We start from the raw sequence: 21737 nt of genomic DNA, 5'->3' as shown, positions 1-21737 counted from the left end.
GCGGGCTCAGCGCTCTGACCAGTCGGCGAACCCGGGGATGATCTCGGACGCCTGGCGCTGACGGTTCTCGTGCACGTGCTTGGCGAGGTCCTTCAGGGCGCTCAGCACCGTCGCCTCGAGCTCGCGGACCGACCCCTTGTCGAAGACGCCGGGATCGATCGCCACGGACAGGAATTCGCCGGCGGCGGTCTGCGTCAGGGTGACACTGTGGTCGTCCGAGATGCCGGTCAACACGGTGGAATTGAGCGTGGACCGCATTTGCTCGGCTCGTTGCTGAATCTCCATGGTCTGCTGGAGAAGCTGCTGGAAGCTGAACTCGGTCGGCTCGGACATCTCGACTCCTTGCGGGCGGCCAGAGAGCAAAGTCGGGCACTGGCCCGCCATCATTCAACTGTGACATCGGCGTACGGACGCCTACCAGTCCCTATGCAGGGCACAACGGACGACCCTTCGCCCCTGATCGAGGCGACCGGTTAGGACCGGCCCTCCGGAGGCGGCTCCGCCTCGGTGCTGCGGTTCGTCGAGCCGTCCTTCGGGCGGGCGGGCGGTTCCCATCGGATCGGCGGTATCGCCGGTGGGGCAGGGGCGCCGCTGCTGCTGGCGGGTTCCGGGGCGCGCGGCGGGCTCGGGGGAGTTCCATTGCCGAGCATGGACATGAGGCTGTTCAGCGTGGCCATGGTCGACTCTCCGGTCGCCGGCGGTGCCGGAATTGACGCAGCGGGCTCCGCCGGCGGGCCGCTGTCCGGCGCGGGCGGGACGGGAGCCGGCCGGTCGGGTGGCGGTGCGGTGACCGGAGGGTGGTTGGCCGGGGCAGCCGGATGCACCGGGGCTCCCCACGCGTCGCCCGGCAGCGCCGGTCGCACGGGCACGGGCGGGATCCGGCTTGTGGGAAACGCCGGGGCCGGGCCGCTCCTCCGCGCCGGCCGACTGCTTCTGCCCACGGCCGCCGTCGGGACATGACTCGTCGGCTGTTGAGGAACCGGCGCATCGGGACGCGCGTTCACCCCCGCTGCGGCCCGCGCAGCCTCGGCCTGGTGGGCGGCTTCGGCCCGGCGGGCGGCCTCCGACCGCTCCGCTTCGGCCAGGTCGGCCAGGCGGCCAGCGAGCTCGCGCTGGGCGGTGCCGAGCCGGTGTACGGCTTCGTCGTGTGCCGCCTGGGCCGTGTATGCCTGGTCGTCGAGGATCTCGAGCTCGTCGGTGAGATCCGCCACCAGTGTCGCTTCGTGCGCCGAGGCCAGCCGTGCGCGCCGGATCAACTCGTCCAGGTCCGCCTGGTCGGCCCGCATCTCGTCGGCGCGGATTGCCCGGTCGCTGGTGCGGTCTTCCAGGTCGGCGATCCGGCGCAGGCGCTCCGCCGCCTGGCGTTGCGTCTCGGCGAGGCGGGCCGACAGGTCGGCCGCAGCGGCTCGCAGCTCGTCGAGCTGGGCCGGCGTCCGGGTGGGATCGCGCGTGGCGGCCAGGACGCGGGCCTGGGCGTGCGGCAGTTGCTCGGTCAACTCGACGATGCGGGCGGCATCGCTGTCGCGCGACGGCAGCGACCGGGTCAGCTCGGCGCGGTCGAGGCGGAGCGTTTCCTCGGTGGCGGCGAGCATCCGGTCGACCTCTGCCCGGTCCGCCTCCAGGCCGGCCAGGCCGCGATCGGCGGCGATCGAACGGCGGAGGAGTTCGTCGAGTTCTTCGGCCCGGTGGCGGTGGCGCAGGTCGGCCGCGGTGGCGGCGTCCGCGGCGGCGGACACCTCCCGTTCGGCGGCGGCCATCCTCTGTTCGGCGGCGGCGCATTCGTGCCGGGCGGCGGCGAGCGCCCGCCGGACAGCATCGAGTGTCGGCGGTTCCACTGGATCGTCCATGCGTTCCAGTATCGCGGTACGGGCCGGCGCGCTCATCTGATGGAGCCCGGCGGGCAGTCCGCCACCGACGCCGCGAGCGAGTGGAGCAATGGCGACTTCTGCGGGAACCGGCGCCCGGTCTGGTACCACCACTTGATCCACTGCAGCTTGGTCTCCCGGGTCAGCTCGCGCTCGACGGACCGGACCTCTTGCCGCAGGCTGGATCGGGCGTCGGTGCCCCCGGCCAGCGCGGCCGCGGTCGCCCGGACCATGGCGGCGTCGACATCGGTGCGCCCGGCGGCGAGCGCCGTCGCCAACGTGTTCAACAGGGCGACGCCGTCCGGCGCCAGCTGGTCGAGCTCCTCGAACAGCCGGCCCCGATCCGGGTCGTTCTGGTACCCCGTGGCGAAGGCGGTCTGTGCCGTCGTCAGCACGGCGGGGACAGCGGGTGGCTGCGGCGTGCCGGTCCGGTCGTCCTGCGGACGCGACCGCTTGCGGATCTCGGCGTGCAATTGCTGCTCGAAGGTCCGCTGGTGAGCCCACGACGTCCGGTAGATGCGGCCCAGGTCCTCGTCGGTGATCTTGAAGTGGCCGACCAGTTCGCGCAGGGTGGGTTGGCGCTGTTCCTCGGGTTTGACCGTGGCCAGCCGGAGACTGGGCTGGGCCTCGTCCGGCCTGATCAGTCCGCCGGCCACGGCCTGGTCGAGGGTCAGCCGGCTGTCGTCGAAGGTTGCCGGGTCGAAGGCATAGAAGCGCCCGTTCCGGTCGAACCAGCGCCGCGTGGCACCGGAGTCCAGCCGGACGTCCCGCTCCAGTTCATGGGCGATGTCCCGGGCCAGCGTCTTCAGGTCGGAGCCGAACAGGGCCACCACGGCCGGAAGGTTGGGCAGTGAGTCGGGGTGGCCGCGGTCGTAGACGTCCTGGACCAGCCTGACCAGGGCATCGGTCGCCGTCTCCACCTGCTGGGCGAGGGAGAGCCCATCGGCTGTGACCAGGCCGGCCAGCCCTTCCTTGACCGCCTGGTCGTTCTCGGTGAGGCCGGCGCTCGCGGCCACGGTCCAGTAGAGAGCCCGGTACCGGCTCAGCAGTTGCTCTTCCTGCTCGGTCAGCTGGATCGTGACCGGCCCGCCGGCGGTGGTCAGGTCCCGGACGGTCCGGGCCGCCCACTGGGCCACGAGGCTGTACCGGTGGGCGGCCCAACTGCCCGAAGCCACCGTGAGGATCAGTCGGTCACCCTCGGGCTGCTGCCGGGCGATCGCACGTGCCACGAGCTTGTAGGCGCTGAAGGCGTCGGTCGGTCGGCGCGCCGCATCTGCCAGCGACTCCGCCAGGTCGACCGTCGGCGCACCGGTGAAGTCGGCGCTCATCGCCCCCTGGAGGGCGACCTTGCGCGACGCGGCGGTCAGGGCCTGGCGGATTACCGCGACCTCGCCCTCGGAGATCTTCAGGTACACGTCGCCGGTGAACGGCCGGCTCACCTGGGGCGGAGCACTGTTCGGACGGCGGAACAGGTGGGACCTCACGAGATGGGCGCGGAGGCGGTACCGGCCGCGGACCCTCACGATCAGCTGCGCGCCCTGGTTCTTCCCGGTCGACTCCGGCCGGTCGATCTTCGTGTTGGAGATCGAGTTGCCGGCTGCGGTGACCTGGTTCGACTGCAGGGGCGTCGATAGCGTGTGCGCGTAGGCGGGGTCGGAGTTCGCCCCCAGCGGCGCGGTGCCGCTGGCCTGGGCATCGACCGTGGGCTGCCAGCGGTCGGTGCCGGCCGCTACGGTGGTGCCGCTCTGGAACTTGCTGTACCGGCCGGTGTTGCTACCCTCGGCGACCCGGCCGACCACGGTCAGGTCGAACAGCCCGCCGAACATCTCCAGCTTGACCCGCTTGCTGGAGCGCCCGGGAACGAAGAGGCCGTCGGCGACCACCGCGCCGGACCCGATGCTCGCTGCGGGGAGGTGGTTCTTCAGGTGGTTGCGGGAGAGCAGTTGCGGCAACGACATCTCGGTGTGGGTGCGGGTGCTGCTGCCGAAGTGGAGCCTCTTCCATCTATGCCGGCGCTGGCGGATTCCGTCGAGGGGGCCTAGGTCGCCGTGCCCCAGCAGGCGTCCGATCAGCTCGCGGGCGGCCGGGAGCGCGTCGTCGAGCGTGGCACCCTCGACGAACGCGTCCAGTGGCACCAGGTCGGGCAGCGGGACCAGGTGCCGCACCGGCCATGGCCCACGCTGCCGGCCCGCCTCCGCGTCCGCCGCCGGCACCTCGATGCTCAGGGCGCCGCTCTCGGTCACGTCGTTGACGGCCGGGCTGCTGTGCAGTGACACGAAGCCGCTGGCCAGCGTGTTGTTCAGCTCTCGGCCGGCCATGTCGAGCCGGTTGACCCGGATGCGCGTGCGGTGGTTGTAGCGGGCGAGGTACGTGCCGTCGAAGGCGCCGACTATCCGCTCGGTGATGCCGGTGTCGGACTGGGTGACGTTGCGCGTGCTTGCCGAGTTCAACTGGAGGTCGGTCATGCCGGAGGCGCCCCCGCCGCCCGGGTTGAGCTTCGGGACGGTGATCCCCTGCGCACTGCGGCGCGCCCTGGTGACGCGTCGCGTGCGGTAGTTGTGGATGTAGGTCTCGACGCCGGTCCTGGCCTTGAAGTCGTAGACCTCGGGGTCGCTGGTGAGTTCGTCGGTGATGTTGATTTCCACGATGTCGGCCAGGAACCAGCCGATCGGGTTGACGAGGTAGAGGGTCAGGCCGTTGGGACTGAGCAGTTCCTCCCACAACGCCTGCTCCCGACCGGGAGCGAACAGCGCTTGGAGCGAGTCGATGCCGCCCTGGAGGCGCCCGAGGATCCGGCCTTGGCTGTCCCACACGTCCGCGTCGGCGGTCAGCAGGCCGGGCGCGGCGCGGTCGACCTGCCGCTTGATGATCTCGAAGAGATTGCGGCCCGAGTCGTACGTCACCTCATGGATGCCGTGGTGCCCCAGGAAACGGCCACCCGGGTCGGTGCGGGTCAGATATTCTGGAAGTTCGATTTCCTGGTACGGGTTGGCGCGCTCGCCGAGCCTGAGCCCGAATGCCTCCGCGAACTCTTTCCGGGCCGACGGGTCCAGGACCGGCAGGGCTCCCTGTCGGTGCGCCCGCCTCAGGAGGTCGGCCCACCTGTGGCGGCGCTTCACCGCCTTGTCAGGGGAGTCCTTCTGCCACCGGGCCAGCACGCGGGCGACCACGTCGCCGCTCAACCTCAGGTCGTTGGCCGACCAGCGCCTGAGCGCGTCCGTGAGGGTGCTGGCGGAGACCGGCAGGTCGCCGGTGCCGTACAGGGCGAGTGCCTCCGGCTCGGGCAGCAGATACAGCATGCGCCGGTCCGCAACGGTGACGGGGTCGAGCGGGTCCTGACTGGCCCAGGCGAACTTGCCGTGCTTCTCCAACCGGGCCCGGACTTCCAGGCTGATGTCGGTCTCGTAGAGGTAGGCGTGGTTGAAGTCGAGCTGGAGGAGCTCTGTGCCTCCGGTCCGCCCGCTGGCCGTTGTCTTGGACCACTCAAATTGCCGCTTGGTGTCGATCTCGCCGGTGATGGTCGCCACGCCGGCCGACCCGCCCAGCCCCAGGTCCAGTTGCTCCCACGTGACGCCCGTCTTGCGGTTACTGCTGGTGGCGGATTCGGCCAGCCACAGTTTGATGATGCCGATCACGAACGGGTCGTCGCTCGCCCCGCGGAATGTGGAGGTGCCCATCTCGCCGGAGATGTCAGCGGTGGCGTGGGTGTCCCGCCACAGTTTGGACTTGAAGAACTGGTCGGTCGTGTAGGTCTTGTGGAGAATTTCCTTGAGATGCGCCCGGAGCTCGATGTGGCCCGCGAAGGTGCGCACCTCCTCGTTGGCCGCGCCGTTGGGCGTCGTCAACGTCGGCAACAGTCCGGTCAGCGCATCGGTGGTGCCGCTGCTGTCCAGGTAGTACACGACCGCGCGGTCGAGCACCTTGGGGGGTGTCGGCCCGGTCGACGTCGGACCGTCCTCGGTGCCGATGGGGGGCACCATCAGCTTGGCCGGCTGATGGATGAGGTTCAGCGGTTCCGGGTCCCGGCGACCGGGCTCGACGTGGCCACGCGGCCCGGAGTGCTGGTACTTGATGGTGACTACGTAGTCGCTGTGCTCGTCGATGCCGGCGAGCGGTCCGCCGTACTCGAGCAGTTCCGGCCGGTTGAGGACGAAGTTCACGTTGTCGCCGGCGCCCTTGCCGCGTTCCGCACCGACGGCGAACAGGGCGCCGCGGAGCACCGCTTTCAGCACCTTGAACTTGGGAAAGGTGAGGCTCGCGGCCTTGCTGCCGCTGACATTCTGCCCCGCGGTATCCAGGCTCATCCCGAGGTTCACCGCGGTGTGGGTCGACGTCGTGCCGCTGGAGGTCGGGGTGGTCCCGGGAGTCCGGACGGCCTTGATGGTGATCGCTGCCGCGTCGACGTCGAAATCCATGCCGAGCGTGCCGCGGCGGCGGTAGAGCGTGAACTGCAGGCCGTCCTGGTGGATCGCGTCGTAGAACGAGTCCAGACCCTGCAGTGAGACCATTCGGTCAACCAGCTCCAGGTTGTCCACCTGGCTGTCCAGCCCGGCACCGTGGTTCCACCAATGGCGGTTGCGCAGTGCCTCCGCGGTGCTGCCCTTTGGCACGAAGCCACGACGGCCGAGCTCGGACAGCAGGTACTCGAGCATGTCGTCGACCGTCGACTGGTCGACCCGGGCCAGCCCCATGCCGATGCCCTTGCCCCGCAGTACGTGCGCGGGAATGGGCGGCTCCGGCTCCTCCTCCGGCTCCTCCTCCGGTTCCTCCGCCTCCGCGATCGTGTCGAGCGGCACACTCGCATAGGGAGTGGTCGGTGGAACCCTCTTCGGTTTTTCCGCGATCGTCTCGAGCGGCCCACTCGCATAGCGAGTGGTCGGTTGCCACAAGCGCTCGGTCAGCAGCTCCGCGGCGTCGGACTCGGCGATCCGCAGCAGCGTGACGGACTTGTAGCGGTCCGCGGTGCCCGGGTCGGGCAACCGCTTTCCCTTCACCGCGGTGACCACGGAGTGGGTGAGTGGCATGTGGAAACCGCTGGTCCGCCCGGTGAAGCGCGGCACCTGGACCCATAGGCCGATCCGGTCGCTGCCGATCCCGTTGGCGGTGGACCAGCTCAGGCCCACCGACCCGGCAATGCCGACACCCATTTCGGGCACGGGCGCCAGACTGGCTTCCAGGTTGTACGAGAGGCCGGTGCTCTGGCTCAACGAGTGGCCGCCGCCGGTGCCGTCGATCGCCGTCCGCACGTCCTCCACGTGGGACTTGTCGCTGGTCCGGCCGACCAGTTGGACCTCGTCCCCCTCAGCCGGCAGCGCAGTATGTATCTCCACCCGTGCGGCCACTCGTCCGCGCTTGTCATGAAGCGTGAACGCGTACCCGAGCGGGTTGTTGACGGCCCGATCCAGGTGCGCTTCCAGGTTCCAGATCTTCTCGCGCAGTTGCTCGCGGATCGTCGAGCCGACTTTCAGCTCCAGCCCTTGGGCCTGGAGCCGGGCGACGATCCCGTCGAACATTGTCGACAGGCCGGTGATGCCGGTGCTGTGGTACATGGCCGGCAACTGGTGGGCGTCGGGGGCCGCCGCCGTGTGCGGCGCAGCTGCGGCTCGGCGTCGAGGTGCGGGCCGGGGCGCGGTGACCTGGTACTGGTACCGAGGCGGGGTTTCGATGTAGTGGTCCGGCATCCAGACCACCAGCGTTTCCGCCTCCGAGGTCGAGGTGTCGACCGACCGGGCCTCGACGTCCTCCCACGCCTTGGTGGCGTCGCTTCGCAGCTTGAACGACCAGGCCGCCGGAGAGCTCAGCGCGGTCATGCCGCCCCCGTTTTTCTGGACGTGCCCGGCCTCCGCGTCCAGGACGCGTTTGGTGGTCCGGCCCGACTTGTTGGCGGTGCCGGCGATCTGCGGGCCGGTCCTGACTGTCGCCGGACCCACGCCGATGCCGAACGAGAACGGCTGCGCCACCCGGGTGCTGCCGGTCTGCCCCGTGTGCGTCGTGACGTGGGCGCCCAGGGAGTACGCCGCGTTGACGGTCTCGGTTCCGCGGAAGGCCCGCTCGTCGTGGGTGAGTGGGGGGTTGGTGCGGTCGCTGTCCACGGCGGTGTCGCCGACCGAGGCGTTGCGGCCGGCCGTGCTCGCCCGCTCATCGTCGGATTCGGTGTCGTCCGGGTCCAGTGCCGTCGTTGTGTCTCGCGGTTGCGTGATCGCGGCACCCGGGTTGCGTACCACCTCCGGGCGTTGCGTTCTCAGCGTGATCAGGGCCTCGGCGTCGCCCAGCGGGACCATGAAACCGTCGAGCAGGTATTTGTAGTTGCTCAGCAGTTTTTGGGGCAGTTCCTCCCAGACCGCCTCAGGCACGTGGTGGCCGTCGGCGGCCTCTCGCATGTCTCGAACCAGCTCATCGAGAAAAGGCAGGTCGACCTTGGGGGTACCGATCGCGGCTATCGCCTGCCAGCGCTCGTCCGCGATGTCGATCCGCGCCGGGACGGGCGGCTCGACGCCGATGGCGTCGGCGAATTGCCGCGCGAGTTCCGGGGACAGCGGGACGCCCACCGGGTCGCCGGGTTGGTAGCGGCGCAACGGACCGCGAATGGCGTGGTCGGACGGCCCTGCCTCGCCCGGTGTGCTCAGGCGGGCCGCGCCTCCGTTCACCAACGAAGGCAATGCTCCTGGTAGCGCCAGGACATCCCGGCCGATCAGCTCGGCCAGTCGCCCGGCGACCGCGCCGCCGCCGGGCATGGCCAGCACCGGCGTCAATGCGGGCCGGTTGGCCGGCATGATATCGGGCAAGTCGGCGACGATCTCGGCGAGTAACTCCAGTATCTCGAGATCCGCTGGGCCGCCCGGCGTGGTGAGCCAGCCGCCCTTCACCAGACCGAAGACCAGGAAATGGTCGTCCGGCAGGAGTCTCGCGAGCCGCTCGGTCTCCTCGTCGTTGTCCGGCTGGTACTTCGGCTGTGTGTCAGGCGCGCCGGGGAGCCATACGGCGATCAGCCTGCCATATCGACCGTCTTCGTTCGATAGCCACAGGCTGAGTCCGTCGTGCATGCGCAGGTACTTCGGTCTGACGAAGGTCGGTTCGATGCCGGTACCGGTGGGAACTCCGATGATCCCGCCGCTGGTGGGAACGGCCGAGGTCAACGGGGCATCCAGCAGTGGCGAGACATGACGACCTCCGTACGGGCATGAATGGCGGGTCAGGCAACCGTTACTGGAAGATTAATTCCGACGCGCGATGGCAAACCAATCCCTCGTTCGAGGGCGTGCGCGGGGACAAAGCGAGACGTCGGTGTCCCAGGACCGGGTGTCCCTGGGCGGCGACGGCCGCCGCGGTGGTTCGCGCTCCGTCAATGTCTATGATCTTCGCCGTGATCATGAAACGGTGGCTCACTGTCATCCTGATAGGACTTTCCATCCTGTCTGCAACCGCTCCGACATCGGCCTTCGCTGAAGAGACCGGTCCCACCGAGCCGCCGAAGGTTGAACTCGTCCTCGATGTCAGTGGATCGATGCGCGCTACCGATATCGGTGGCCGCAGTCGTATCTCTGTCGCCCAGCAGGCATTCAACGAGGTCGTGGATGCCCTTCCCGACGAGACGCACCTTGGTATCCGAGTGCTCGGCGCGACCTACCAGGGCAAGGACAAGGCCGAAGGTTGCAAGGACACGCAGCAGATCGTGCCGGTCGGCCGGGTGGACCGGACCGACGCCAAGGCCGCCATCGCAACGCTGCGGCCCACCGGTTTCACGCCGGTCGGGCTGGCGTTGCGCGGCGCCGCGCAGGACCTGGGCACCGGCGGGAGCACCCGTCGGATCGTGTTGATCACCGATGGTGAGGACACCTGTGCCCCGCCCGACCCGTGCGATGTCGCCCGGGAGCTGGCTGCTCAGGGTATGCGCCTGGTGGTCGACACGCTCGGTCTGGCACCGGATGAGAACGTGCGTCGGCAGTTGGTCTGCATCGCCGCGGCCACCGGCGGGTCCTATGCCTCGGCGCAGACGCCCGAGGAGCTGACCGACCGGATCAAGCAGCTCGTGGATCGGACCAAGGAAGCCAATGTCCCGCCTCCGGCGGTTGTGGCCGGCGGCACGGAGTGTGCCCAGGCGCCGCTGCTTTCCCCCGGCGTCTACACCGACCGGGAGAAGATCTCGGAGCACCGTTGGTACCGGGTGCCGGTCCGCAAAGACCAAGAGCTGCGCGCCTCGGTGAGCATCGCTCTGGACCGCCCGGTCAACCCCGACTACGGCGTGCTCCTGCGGGCCGCTGCCGCCGACGGCAGGGAACTCGTCCGCGGCACGGATGCGGGCAGTGGGCGCACCGATGTGCTGTCCACCGGCCTGCGTTGGTCCGCCTCGGAGGCGGACATGGAAGCGAGCCCATCAGCGAACGCCAATGCCACCACGACGGACATCTGTCTGGTCGTCAGTAACTCATTCGCCGGCCCGGCGCAGGCGAATGCGGGCCCGGGCATGCCATTTGAGCTGACCATCGACATTGTCACCGCCTCGCCCGCTCCGGACGCTCCCGGCCTGGGGCGGGGCTGGCTGCTGCTTCTGGTGCTCACCGTTGCCGGCTTGCTCACCGGCGCTGTCGCCGGCTGGCTGACCCGCTGGTGGGTCGCGACCTGGAGGACGAACTGATGACCATCCGCACCCGACAGGGACGCATCCGATCGTGTGCTCGTCTCGCCGCCGTAGCGACGGCGGCGCTGGGCGTCATCGCCCTACCGCTCGACGCGGCGGCCGCACCAACTCCGTCGCCGAGCGCGAGCACCGTCGCGCGGGCGGGGACCTCATTCCTCACCGCTATCCCGGTCAGCCCGGGCCAGCCGATCAAGGTGGACGCCTCCACCGGCGACTACCTCTACTGGTCGTTCACCGCCGCGGCCGGACAGATCACCGACATCTCACTCACGGTAGCGCTCCCGCCCGCCGGGAAACGCAGCGGCCCGTCCACCTGGACCGTTGACGTCTTCGACGGACTACGCCGCCGGCAGGCATGCACGGCCGGTGCGCAAACGCCGGTTGCCGCCGTTACCGATGCGAAGATCGCCCTCGGCTGTACCCTGCGGCGCGTGCGCTCGTGGGCCGAGCCATGGTCGGGAGATCCGCTGCCCGGCACGTACTACGTCCGGCTGTCCGTTGTCGACCTGCCCGAGAATGACCTCGGCCTGCCCACCAAGGTCGACGCACTCATCGGTGCGACCGACGGCGGCACCAGCGCCGACGACGGCGATCTCAATGCCGCACTCGTACCGGCGGCCAGGCCGGGTACGGTGGCGTCCGGAGCCGGCCCGGCAGCTTCTTCGGCCAGCCCCAGCCCGACCCCCGACGGGGCGAGCGCGGCGTCGGATTGGCTGCCCGGCCTGTCCTCACGATGGGTCTGGACCACAATCGGCGGCATCCTGGCCGCCGTCGCGGGTGTCGTCGGTTTCTCGCTGACCTGGCGCCGCCGCCGTACGTAATAGAAGGCCCCTTCCGCATGGGGCGGTGACTGGGCGCCCACCGACGACGAGGTCTGGTGGGCGCCCCCGTTGTCAATCGTCGCGGGATCAGAGCCGACCTCGGCGGCGCGCAGCAGAAGGGGGCCGAGCTGCGTCCCTGCGCTGCCGGTGCCGGCTCGGAAGCGCCGCAGGATCTCGGTCTCCCGGGCCAGGACCAGGCGCCGGCGGGAGGTCGCATCAGGTGCCGCACCTGTTGCCTGCGAGCATTGCCGACTTCACCGGCCTGGAGCGGCTGCGCGGCCCGCCAGGGCGGGACCAATGGCCCTGTGCTCGGCCCGGGGTGCGGAGCAACGGTAGAAGGATCAGCACTGCGAGGAGGCGACTGAAGATGCGAGCGCTGGTTTATCACGGTCCGGGCCGCAAGAGCTGGGAAGAGGTCGCGGACCCCACAGTTCAACAGGACACCGATGCCATCGTCCAGGTGGACGCGGTCACCATCTGCGGCACCGATCTGCACATCCTCAAGGGGGACGTGCCGGCGGTCACGGACGGGCGGATTCTGGGCCATGAGGCCGTCGGCACCGTGGTCGAGGTCGGCGCCGGCGTGAAGAACGTCCGCGTGGGTGACCGGGTCCTCGTGTCCTGCATCACCGCCTGTGGCCGCTGCCGGTTCTGCCGTGACGGTCACTACGGGCAGTGCGTGGGCGGGGGTGGCTGGATCCTCGGTCACCGCATCGACGGAACCCAGGCGGAGTACGTACGGGTGCCCTTCGCCGACAACTCGACCTATCCGGTGCCGGCCGGGGTCAGCGACGATCAGGTCCTCATGCTCGCCGACATCCTCCCCACCGGGTACGAGGTCGGCGTGCTCAACGGTGCCATCCGGCCGGCCGACACCGTCGCCGTCGTCGGGGCCGGCCCGATCGGGCTGGCCGCGATTCTCGGCGCCAAGCTGTTCACGCCGAGCCGCGTGGTCGCGATCGATCTCGCCCCCGCCCGGCTCGAGGCGGCCAAGCAGTTCGGCGCGGACGTGGTGGTCAACAGCGGCACCGAGGACCCGATCGCCGAGTTGATGCGGCTGACCGACGGGCTCGGTGCGGACGTCGCCATTGAGGCGGTCGGCATCCCCGAAACGTTCGAGTTGTGCACCCGCCTGATCCGTCCCGGCGGGCGCGTGGCCAACATCGGCGTGCACGGCAAGCCGGCAACGCTGCACCTGGAAGATCTCTGGATCAAGAACGTCACGATCACGACCGGTCTGGTCGACACGTACTCGACGCCCACCCTGCTCGGGCTGGTCGCCGCGCACCAGATCGACGCGGCCCGGCTCATCACGCACCACTTCGCCCTCGGCGAGTTCATGCAGGCCTACGACACCTTCGCCCGGGCCGGCGAAACCGGTGCGCTCAAGGTCGTCCTCAACCGCTGACCCGGCCCGCCCGCCGTCGCCCTCGGCGACGGCGGGCGACCCGGCGAGCGTCCTGCGCGGCCGGGTAGGCCGTCACTCGCTCGCGGGGACGAGCACGCCGTCGACGCGGCGCGGCACACCCGTGGTCGCGTCGCGCAATTCCACGGGCAACGCGGACTCCGGCGCGTCCTGCCAGGTCAGCGGGCGCAGGAAGCGGCGGATCGCGGTAGCCCCGACCGAGGTGTGCAGCGAGTTGGTAGCCGGCCAGCCGCCACCGTGATGTTGCGCCCAGGACACCGCTACGCCGGTAGGGAATCCGTTGTAGACGATCCGGCCGGCCCGTTCCTCCAGCGCCCGCTGCGCGGCCGGTTCGAGCGTCGGCTCACCCGAACCGGTCTGCAGCGTTGCGGTGAGCGAGGAGGGCAGCCGGTTCAGGGCCGGGGCCAGGGAGGCCGGGTCGTGGTACCGGACCACGACCGCGACGGGTCCGAAGGTCTCCTCGAGCATCCGGTCGGTCAGGTCGGCCTCGTCGACCTCCAGCAACTGCGCCGCGACGCCCGGCTGCGCGGACCGTCCTGACGCGACCCGGACGATGCCGGCCCCAGCCGTCATCTCCTCGACTCCCCGGCCGAACGCGGCAGCGATGCCGGCGTTGAGCATCACCGCCGCCGGTTTCTCGCGGATCGCCGCGGCCGTCGCCTCGACGACCGCGTCGCCGGCCCGGCCGGCCGGGACGAACGCCAGACCCGGTTTCGTGCAGAACTGGCCGACGCCGAGCGTGAACGAGTCGGCGAAGCCCTTGCCGATGTCGGCGGCGCGTTCCGCGGCAGCGGCTTCGGTGACGACCATCGGGTTGACGCTGCCGAGCTCACCGTAGAAGGGGATGGGTGACGGCCGCTGGTCGATGAGCTCCATGAGCGCCTCACCGCCACGCTGCGACCCGGTGAAGGCGACCGCCGTGATCGCCGGGTGGCGCACCAGCCGCCCGCCGGCGGCCCGGCCGTGGACGATGCCGATGGTGCCGTCCGGGGCGCCGACCGACTCGGCGGCGTCACGGAGGATGTCCGCGCACAGCTGCGACGTGGCCGGGTGCGACTCGTGCGCCTTCACCACGACCGGACAGCCTGCGGCCAGGGCGGACGCGCTGTCCCCGCCCGGGACGGAGAACGCCAGCGGGAAGTTGCTGGCGCCGAACACGACGACCGGCCCGGTCGCCACCAGCATCCGGCGCAGGTCCGGGCGCGGCCCCATGCCGGTCGGTCCGGCGTGGTCGATCGTGGCCTCGAGGAAGCTGCCCTCGTCGACGACGTCGGCGAAGAACCGCAGTTGGTAGCAGGTCCGGGTCAATTCCGCGTTGAGGCGTACGGCGCCGAGCGCGCTCTCCGCGTCGGCGGTCTCGACCACCTTGTCGCGCCGGCCCTCGAGCGCCTCCGCCATGGCGCGGAGCAGGCCCGAGCGCCAGCTCCGGTCGCGCTCCCGGATCGTGCGGTACGCCGCAGCGGCACGATCGCAGATCGCGTCGACCTGCTCGTCGGTGGTCTCGGAGCCGACCACGGCGAGGATCTCGCCGGTGCGCGGGTCGACGCTGTTCACGTTGGTCATGCGTTCCTTCCTCGGCTGCGCAGCAGGCCCAGGGTGGCCGGTGCCGCGAAGGGGCGTTCGGCGAAGGCCCCCAGGTCAGTTTCGGTGACCGCGCGTCCGCACGCGTGCGCCGTGGCCGACGCCACGCCGAAGCCGCACACCCGCCCCTGGCACCAGCCCATGCCGGTGCGGGTCAGCAGCTTCACGGTGCGGGCGTCCGTGGCGTCGAGCTCGCGGACGGCGTCGCGGACGGCTCGTACCGGCACCTCTTCGCAGCGGCAGGCGAGCACCTCGTCGTCCAGGCCGTCGATCAGGTACCTCGGCACCGGGTGGACGGCGTGCAGCGCGTCGGCGAAGCGCCGCAGCGACGCGCGGCGGGTGCCGAGGGACCGCGGCACCGGCGCTCCGGCCGCCGAGCGACCCGCGATCTGGCCTTCGACCACGGCCAGCTCCGCCCCGCCGACGCCGGTCGATTCCCCGGCGGCCCAGACCCCGGCGACACTCGTCGCCTGGGTGGTGTCCACCGTGACGACCAGGCTGCCGTCGGCGCCGATCGTGGTCGCGCAGCCCACCTGCAGCAACAGTTCGAGCCGCGGCGTGAAGCCCCAGCCGACGGCGAGCACGTCGCAGGCGACGGTCCGGGTGGTGCCGGGCCGCACCCGTCCCTGCCGGTCGAGGCGGGCGACCTCGACCGCCTCGAGCCGGCCGGTGCCGAGCGCACGCACCACGGCATGCCTTCGCCGGTACGGGGTGCGGTGGCGGATCAGGCGGGAGACGTACCCGAGCCCTTCACCCAGCTTCGCGGCCGACGACGCCACGGCGCGCGGGTGGCGGGCCATGCCGGCCGGCGAGTTGGCCTCGGCGATGAACGGGACCCGGGCCCCGGCGGTGAGCAGCCCGGCGGCGACCGGCAACAGGAACGGCCCGGTGCCGGCCACCACCACGCGCTGCCCGGCGAGCACGCCGTGCGACTTGAGCAACGCCTGCACCCCGCCGCCGGCCATGACGCCGGGAAGGTCCCATCCGGCAAAGGGCAGCTGCCGGTCGTATGCGCCGGTGGCGACGACGAGCCGCCGCGCCCGCACGACGGTCGTGGCCGACGAGGTGGCCGGCTCGTCGCCCACCACGCAGGTCAGCGACCAGCCGTCATCGTCGGCCACCACGGTCTGGACGTGATGACGGGACAGCAGCAGCGACTCGGTCCGCTGCCGCAGCCGCGCGAAGGTGTTCCAGCCGTGGTACAGCCGGGGGTCCGGCGCGCGGGTGCCGTGGCGCCAGTACTGCCCGCCGGCGCGGTCGTCGCCGTCGACGAGCACCACCGAGGCGCCGGCGTCGGCGGCCGCGGCTGCCGCGGCGAGACCGGCCGGGCCGGCCCCGACGACGGCGACGTCGGCCTCAGCAGGCGAGGTCATCGTGGCCGGCTCCTTCCTGGGTGTGCACGACGTCGCCGGGCCGGGCGACGGCCAGGCAGGCCCGCACCGACGGGCGTCCGTTGACGGTGACCAGGCAGTCGAAGCAGATCCCGATGCCGCAGAACAGCCCGCGTGGCCGCCCGTCGCGCCGGGTGGCGCGCCACGCCCGGACGTCGGCGGCGGTCAGGGCCGCGCCGATGGTCCAGCCCTCTTGGCACGACACCTCGCGGCCGTCGAAGCTGATCATGAAGCTCATGCCGTCACCTCCGCTTCGCTCCGGCGACAGCATGAGGCTCCAAACCGCCCTGCAACATGATTCGCGGCTCCTCCGCTTCGCTGCGGACCGCTCATGCCGTCACCTCCGCTTCGCTGCGGACCACTCACGCGCTCACCTCGTCGAATCGTTCTGGACGGAACGGGTGCAGCGGCAGGTCGGTCGCCTCGCCGCGCAGGCTCTGGGCGATGAGGCGTCCCGTCGCGGCGGACAGCCCGATCCCGGCGCCCTCGTGGCCGCAAGCGTGCCACAGTCCGGGTGCCCGCGGGTCCGGGCCGATGATCGGCAGGTGGTCCGGGCAGTACGGCCGGAACCCGCGATACGCGCGCAGCGCCACCACGTCGGCGAGGAACGGGAACAGCCGCACGGCACCGGCGGCCAGCCGGCGGATCGCGTCCGGGGACCAGGCGCGGTCGAACCCGACGCGTTCGCGGGTCGCGCCGATGAGGACGGTCCCGGACGGCGTCCCTTCCACCACGGGAGAGGACTGGAGCGCGGCGGAGTCGCTGGCCACGTCGGCCACGTAGTCGGCGAGGTACACCTTGTGCCGCACCACCCGCGGCAACGGCTCGGTGACCAGGACGAACCCGCGGCGGGGCGCGACCGGTACGCGTACACCGGCATGCGCCGCCACCTCAGCGGCCCACGTCCCGGCACAGTTGACCACCGCACCCGCCGCCACCGCGCGACGCGAGGTCCGTACGCCGGTGACCCGGACCCCGTCCCGGGCGAAGCCGGTGACGGACTCGCCGAGCAGCGTGACGGCACCGGCGTCGCGGGCCAGCCGCAGCAGCAGCGCGGTCGCCAGCATCGGCTGCACCTGCATGTCCTGCGGGTAGCGGAAGCCGCCGGCCAGGCCGTCCGCGAGGTTCGGCTCGTGGTCGCGCAGCCCGTCCGCCGCGACCGGCTCCGCTTCGACGCCCGCCGCGGCCTGGCGCTCGGCCAGCTCGGCCAGGGCCGGCAGGGTGGCGGCGGAGGCGGCCACGATGAGTCCACCCTTCGGGTCGAGCTCGGCACGCGCGCCGAAGGTCGTGCCGCAGACCGGCACGTCGGCCATCGAACGCCACAGCGCGTTGGACAGCAGCGCGAGATCGAGCTCCGGGCCGGGCTCCTTGTCGGAGACCAGCAGGTTGCCCTCGCCCGCGCTGGTGGTGCCGGCGGCCAGCGGTCCGCGGTCGACGACGCAGACGCTCAGTCCGGCCAGTGTGGCGTGGTAGGCGCACGCGGCGCCCACGATGCCGGCTCCGACGATGACGACGTCGAAGCTCAGATCATGACTCATCGGAGGTCCATTGCCAGGGGACAGTGCCATGTGACATTGTACTGATATCAAGTGGCGCCGCCGCAAGAGCGCGCCCGTCCGAACGGAGAAACGCATGGCTGCCGAGCGCACCCCGTGGCACGGCGTCCTCGTGGCGACAGCGCTGCCGCTGACCGACGACCTCGCGACCGACCTCGACCGCTACGCCGAGCACGTGGCCTGGCTCGCCGCTGAGGGCTGCGACGGCGTGACGCCCAACGGGTCGCTGGGGGAGTACCAGACCCTCACCCCGCAGGAACGTTCGCAGGTGGTCCGCGCGGCCGTCGCCGCCGCGCCGGACGGCTTCACCGTCATGCCGGGCGTCGCCGCGTACGGGTCGGCCGAGGCGCGCCAGTGGGCCGAGGACGCCGCGGAGGCCGGCTGCGCCGCCGTGATGCTGCTGCCGCCCAACGCTTACCGCGCCGACGAGCGCGCCGTCGTCGAGCACTACCGCGCGGTCGCCGCGGTCGGCCTGCCGGTCGTGGCGTACAACAACCCGATCGACACCAAGGTCGACCTCACCCCCGAGCTGCTGGCCCGGCTGCACGGCGAGGGCCTGATCGTCGGGGTCAAGGAGTTCTCCGGCGACGTGCGCCGCATCTACCGCATCGCCGAGCTGGCGCCCGGGCTGGACGTGCTCGCCGGCGCCGACGACGTCACCCTGGAGCTGGTCCTGGCGGGCGCGCGCGGCTGGGTGTCCGGATACCCGAACGCCATCCCGCGTAGCTGTGTCGAGCTGTTCCGCGCCGCCCAGGCAGGCGATCTCGCCACCGCGCTGCCGCTGTACCGCGCACTGCACCCGCTGCTGCGGTGGGACTCGCGCACCGAGTTCGTCCAGGCGATCAAGCTGTCGATGGACATCGTCGGCCGCTACGGCGGTCCCTGCCGGCCGCCGCGCCTGCCGCTGGTGCCCGAGCAGGCAAGCGCCGTGCGGGAAGCCACCGAGAAGGTGGCCGCGGCCGGGTACCGGTAAGCCATGCGCGCCAACAGGGTCTTCGCGGCGGTCGACTCGCACACCGAGGGCATGCCGACCCGGGTGATCACCGGCGGGGTGGGCGTCATCCCGGGCGGCACGATGGCCGACCGGCGCCGCTACTTCCTTGACAACCTCGACCATCTGCGGACCTTGCTGATGTACGAGCCGCGCGGGCACGGTGCGATGAGCGGCGCGATCCTGCAGCCGCCCACTCGGCCTGACGCCGACTGGGGGGTGTTGTACATCGAGGTGAGCGGCTGCCTGCCGATGTGCGGCCACGGCACGATCGGTGTGGCCACGGTGCTCGTCGAGACCGGCATGGTCACCGTCACGGAACCGGTCACCGAGATCCGGCTGGACACCCCGGCCGGTCTGGTCGTGGCCGAGGTGCAGGTCAGCGACGGACACGCCGACGCGGTCACCCTGCGCAACGTGCCGTCGTTCGCGTACGAGCTCGACGCCGTCGTCGAGACGGCGAGCTTCGGCCCGGTGCGGCTCGACGTGGCGTTCGGCGGGAACTTCTACGCCATCGTCGAGCTCGATGCGCTCGGCATCCCGTTCACCCCGGCCGAGGCGCCGGCGCGGCAGCGGCTGCTCGACGCGGGCCTGGAGATCATGGACGCGGTCACCGAGCAGGTCGCGCCGAAGCACCCGGAGCAGCCCGAGATCTCCGGATGCCATCACGTGTACCTCGCGGCGCCCGGCTCGAACGCGATCACGTCACGGCACGCCATGGCGATCCATCCGGGCTGGTTCGACCGCTCGCCCTGCGGCACCGGCACGTCCGCCCGCATGGCCCAGCTGCACGCCCGTGGCGAGCTCGCGCTCGACGCCGACTTCGTGAACGAGTCGATCATCGGCAGCCGGTTCGTCGGGCGGCTCGTCGGCACGACCACCGTCGGCGGCCGGCCCGCCGTGCTGCCCACCGTGACCGGGCGGGCGTGGATCACCGGCATGGGGCAGTACCTGCTCGACCCCACCGACCCGTTCCCGGCGGGCTTCCTGCTGTGAAGATGCTTGATGCCGTACAGGTGCGGCGCGCTGTCGGCTGGCGCGACGCCGTCGCCGCGCTGCGCGCCGCCCTGGCCGGCGGGCTGGACCCCGAGGCCGAGCCGGCGCGCCTCTCGCTCGCCTTCGGCGCCGGCGAGGTGCTCGCCATGCCCTCGGGCACCGACCGTGTCGTCGGCGTCAAGCTGGTGAGCATCGTCCCGGGCAACCCGGCCCGCGGCCTCCCACGCATTCACGGGGTGTACGTCCTCTTCGACGCCGCCACCCTGGCGCCGGCGGTGGTGCTCGACGGCACCGCGCTGACGGCGCTGCGCACGCCGGCCGTGTCCGCGCTCGGGTTGGACCTCGTCGCGCCGGCGCCGGCGCGCCGCCTGGTGGTGTTCGGCACCGGCCCCCAGGCGTACGGCCACGTCCACGCGCTGCGCGCGGTGCGCCCGATCGACACCGTGGACGTCGTCGGGCGTGACGCCACCCGGACCGACGCCTTCGCCGCGCGGCTGCGGGCCGAAGGGATCGCCGCCACCGCGGCCGGCCCGGACACCGTCGCGGAGGCCGACGTCGTCGCCTGCTGCACCACCGCCCGTACCCCGCTGTTCGACGGCCGTCTGCTGCCGGACCACGCGGTGGTGGTGGCGGTGGGATCGCACGAGCCCGACGCCCGCGAGGTGGACAGCGAGACCGTCCGGCGCTGCGGGGCACTGGTCGAGTCGCGGGCAACCGCCCTCACCGAGGCCGGTGACGTTGTGCGGGCCGTGGCCGACGGTGCGGTGCGGGCCGATGACCTGGTTACACTGGCCGATCTGGTGCGAGGGACAACTGTTGCCCGCCCCCGTCTGGTCAAGACGGTGGGCATGGGATGGGAGGATCTGGTCGTGGCTGCCGCCGTTGTCGAAGCCGTGGAGCGGTCATGACCGGCGGGTTCGAGCCGGTCGCCATCGACGGGCGGCTCAGCGTGCGCGGGCAGGTCATCCACGCGCTGCGGGCCGCGTTGATCGCCGGGCAGATGCGCCCGGGCCAGGTGTACAGCGCGCCGGTGCTCGCCGCGCGGTTCGGGGTGTCGGCCACGCCGGTGCGGGAGGCGATGCTCGAGCTGGTCAAGGAAGGGCTGGTGCTCACCGTCCCGAACAAGGGCTTCCGGGTGCGCGAGCTGTCCGACCGCGAGCTGGACGAGATCACCGGCATCCGGATGCTGCTGGAGGTGCCGACCACCCTGCGAGCGGCGGCCACCGCGACCCCCGCCGACCTGACGCGGCTGCGGCCGATGGCCGACGCGGTCGTCGAGGCGGCCGAGCGCAAGGACCTCATCGCCTACGTCGAGCACGACCGCCGCTTCCACCTCGGCCTGCTGTCGCTGGCCGGCAACGAAGAGCTGGTGACGCTGGTCCGCGAGCTGCGCGCCCGCTCGCGCCTGTTCGGCCTGCAACGGCTCGCGGACAGCGGCGAGCTGGGCTCGTCCGCACTGGAGCACGTGCGGATGCTCGAACTCATCGAGGCGGGCGACGTGGATGAACTGGAGCAACTGATGCGGCGGCACATCGGGCACGTGCGCGGCAGCTGGGCCGGCCGGGACGAACGGAGGCAGTCGTGACGAACGCCGTAGCACTCTCGGCGATCGTGCTGCCCGACCGGCACCCTCCGGCGGCGTTCCTGGCCGACGTCGCGGCGGCCGAGCAGGCCGGCGTGCGTACCGTCTGGACCTACGACCACCTGATGTGGCCGGCGCTTCGTGAGGGGCCGTGGTACGGCTGTGTGCCGCTGCTCGCCGCGGCCGCGATGTCCACCAGCCGCGTCCGGCTGGGCAGCCAGGTCGCCACGCCGAACTACCGCCACCCGGTGCCGTTCGCCAAGGAGCTGATGACGCTCGACCAGCTCAGCGACGGGCGGCTGGAAGTGGGGCTGGGCGCGGGTTCCGAGGGACCGGACGCCGCCGTGCTCGGCGACCCGCCGCGCAGCCTGCGCGAGCGCACGGAGCGCTTCGCCGAGTGGCTCGGGCTGCTCGACCAGCTGCTGCGGGAGCCGGTCACGACCGTGCGCGGCGAGCGGTACAGCGCCGTCGACGCCCATCAGCTGCCAGGCTGCGTGCAGGCGCCCCGGGTGCCGTTCACGGTCGCCGGCACCGGGCCGCGCGCGCTCGCCCTCGCCGCGCGGTACGGCCAGGCGTGGGTCACCTACGGGCCGTACGGGCCACAGGTCGAGCCCGACGACTGGCTCGCCGCGCTGGCCGAGCAGTCCCGGCGGCTCGACGATGCGCTGGCCGAGCAGGGGCGTGCGCCGGACACCATGCGCCGCGTCGCGCAGTTCGCCCTGGACGTGCGGTGGCCGTTCGCCAGCGCGCAGCGCTACGCCGACACCCTCGGCCGGCTGGCCGAGCTGCGCTTCAGCGAGGTGACCGTGCACTGGCACCGGCCGGACGGGCGGGGCCTGCCGGCCGCCGCCCTGCCCATGGTCGCTGCCGCGCACGGTCACTGAACGCCG

At 71.6% G+C, this 21737-nt stretch carries 15 protein-coding genes; 8 read left to right on the top strand and 7 right to left on the bottom strand.

The genetic code is table 11. The features are described from left to right. Positions 1-6: 6 nt before the first annotated feature. From ACQPY0_RS43430 to ACQPY0_RS43420, 3 genes are all read right to left on the bottom strand, one after another. A complete protein-coding gene (locus ACQPY0_RS43430) occupies positions 7-333 on the bottom strand; it encodes a YbaB/EbfC family nucleoid-associated protein (protein ID WP_432974603.1) in 327 nt (108 codons plus the stop codon). A gap of 140 nt (positions 334-473) precedes the next feature. Beyond that, on the bottom strand, positions 474-1847 hold the full coding sequence (locus ACQPY0_RS43425; RefSeq protein WP_432974601.1) for a hypothetical protein: 1374 nt from the start codon (positions 1845-1847) through the stop codon (positions 474-476). A 32-nt stretch (positions 1848-1879) separates the two neighbouring features. Beyond that, the gene (locus tag ACQPY0_RS43420) at positions 1880-9001 is read right to left on the bottom strand and encodes a hypothetical protein (RefSeq protein ID WP_432974599.1); all 7122 of its coding nucleotides are present in this window, start codon (positions 8999-9001) and stop codon (positions 1880-1882) included. 227 nt (positions 9002-9228) lie between these two features. Here ACQPY0_RS43420 and ACQPY0_RS43415 point away from each other — a divergent pair, with 227 nt between their 5' ends. The 3 genes from ACQPY0_RS43415 (at position 9229) to ACQPY0_RS43405 (ending at position 12732) form a co-directional block, all read left to right on the top strand. Next, complete coding sequence (locus ACQPY0_RS43415; protein WP_432974597.1) at positions 9229-10500, top strand: VWA domain-containing protein; 1272 nt, start codon at positions 9229-9231, stop codon at positions 10498-10500. After that, entirely contained in the window at positions 10500-11324 is an 825-nt protein-coding gene (locus ACQPY0_RS43410; protein WP_432974595.1) for a peptidase, read from the top strand. Before ACQPY0_RS43415 ends, ACQPY0_RS43410 begins: the two co-directional genes overlap by 1 nt. A gap of 220 nt (positions 11325-11544) precedes the next feature. Further along, positions 11545-12732, top strand: coding sequence for a zinc-dependent alcohol dehydrogenase family protein (locus tag ACQPY0_RS43405; RefSeq protein ID WP_432974593.1), 1188 nt, complete (start codon positions 11545-11547; stop codon positions 12730-12732). A gap of 72 nt (positions 12733-12804) precedes the next feature. On the opposite strand, the gene ACQPY0_RS43400 is transcribed toward ACQPY0_RS43405, so the two are convergent. From ACQPY0_RS43400 to ACQPY0_RS43385, 4 genes are all read right to left on the bottom strand, one after another. Then, positions 12805-14313 carry an aldehyde dehydrogenase (NADP(+)) gene (locus ACQPY0_RS43400; protein WP_432974591.1) on the bottom strand — a complete coding sequence of 503 codons (1509 nt, stop codon included), beginning with the start codon at positions 14311-14313 and terminating at the stop codon, positions 12805-12807. Continuing rightward, positions 14310-15704 carry an NAD(P)/FAD-dependent oxidoreductase gene (locus ACQPY0_RS43395; RefSeq protein ID WP_432974589.1) on the bottom strand — a complete coding sequence of 465 codons (1395 nt, stop codon included), beginning with the start codon at positions 15702-15704 and terminating at the stop codon, positions 14310-14312. Before ACQPY0_RS43395 ends, ACQPY0_RS43400 begins: the two co-directional genes overlap by 4 nt. Next, entirely contained in the window at positions 15688-15960 is a 273-nt protein-coding gene (locus ACQPY0_RS43390; protein ID WP_432974587.1) for a (2Fe-2S)-binding protein, read from the bottom strand. Before ACQPY0_RS43390 ends, ACQPY0_RS43395 begins: the two co-directional genes overlap by 17 nt. A gap of 124 nt (positions 15961-16084) precedes the next feature. After that, complete coding sequence (locus ACQPY0_RS43385; RefSeq protein ID WP_432974585.1) at positions 16085-17260, bottom strand: NAD(P)/FAD-dependent oxidoreductase; 1176 nt, start codon at positions 17258-17260, stop codon at positions 16085-16087. A gap of 94 nt (positions 17261-17354) precedes the next feature. On the opposite strand from ACQPY0_RS43385, the gene ACQPY0_RS43380 reads away from it, so the two are divergent. From ACQPY0_RS43380 to ACQPY0_RS43360, 5 genes are read left to right on the top strand one after another with little or no spacing between them, the layout of a single operon-like run. Further along, positions 17355-18251, top strand: coding sequence for a dihydrodipicolinate synthase family protein (locus ACQPY0_RS43380; RefSeq protein WP_432974583.1), 897 nt, complete (start codon positions 17355-17357; stop codon positions 18249-18251). A gap of 3 nt (positions 18252-18254) precedes the next feature. Continuing rightward, positions 18255-19265 carry a proline racemase family protein gene (locus ACQPY0_RS43375; protein WP_432974581.1) on the top strand — a complete coding sequence of 337 codons (1011 nt, stop codon included), beginning with the start codon at positions 18255-18257 and terminating at the stop codon, positions 19263-19265. Positions 19266-19267: 2 nt separating this feature from the next. Continuing rightward, complete coding sequence (locus ACQPY0_RS43370; protein WP_432995599.1) at positions 19268-20173, top strand: ornithine cyclodeaminase family protein; 906 nt, start codon at positions 19268-19270, stop codon at positions 20171-20173. Further along, positions 20170-20850, top strand: coding sequence for a GntR family transcriptional regulator (locus tag ACQPY0_RS43365; RefSeq protein WP_432974579.1), 681 nt, complete (start codon positions 20170-20172; stop codon positions 20848-20850). Before ACQPY0_RS43370 ends, ACQPY0_RS43365 begins: the two co-directional genes overlap by 4 nt. Further along, positions 20847-21731, top strand: coding sequence for an LLM class flavin-dependent oxidoreductase (locus ACQPY0_RS43360; RefSeq protein ID WP_432974577.1), 885 nt, complete (start codon positions 20847-20849; stop codon positions 21729-21731). The genes ACQPY0_RS43365 and ACQPY0_RS43360 overlap by 4 nt, the downstream gene beginning before the upstream one ends. Positions 21732-21737: the final 6 nt, after the last annotated feature.

This window comes from Dactylosporangium sp. CA-233914 (genome assembly GCF_050942935.1).
In the GTDB taxonomy this organism is placed as follows: Bacteria; Actinomycetota; Actinomycetes; order Mycobacteriales; family Micromonosporaceae; genus Dactylosporangium.
The sequence above is the reverse complement of the archived record's forward strand: the minus strand, read 5'-3'. Positions and strand labels throughout refer to the sequence as shown.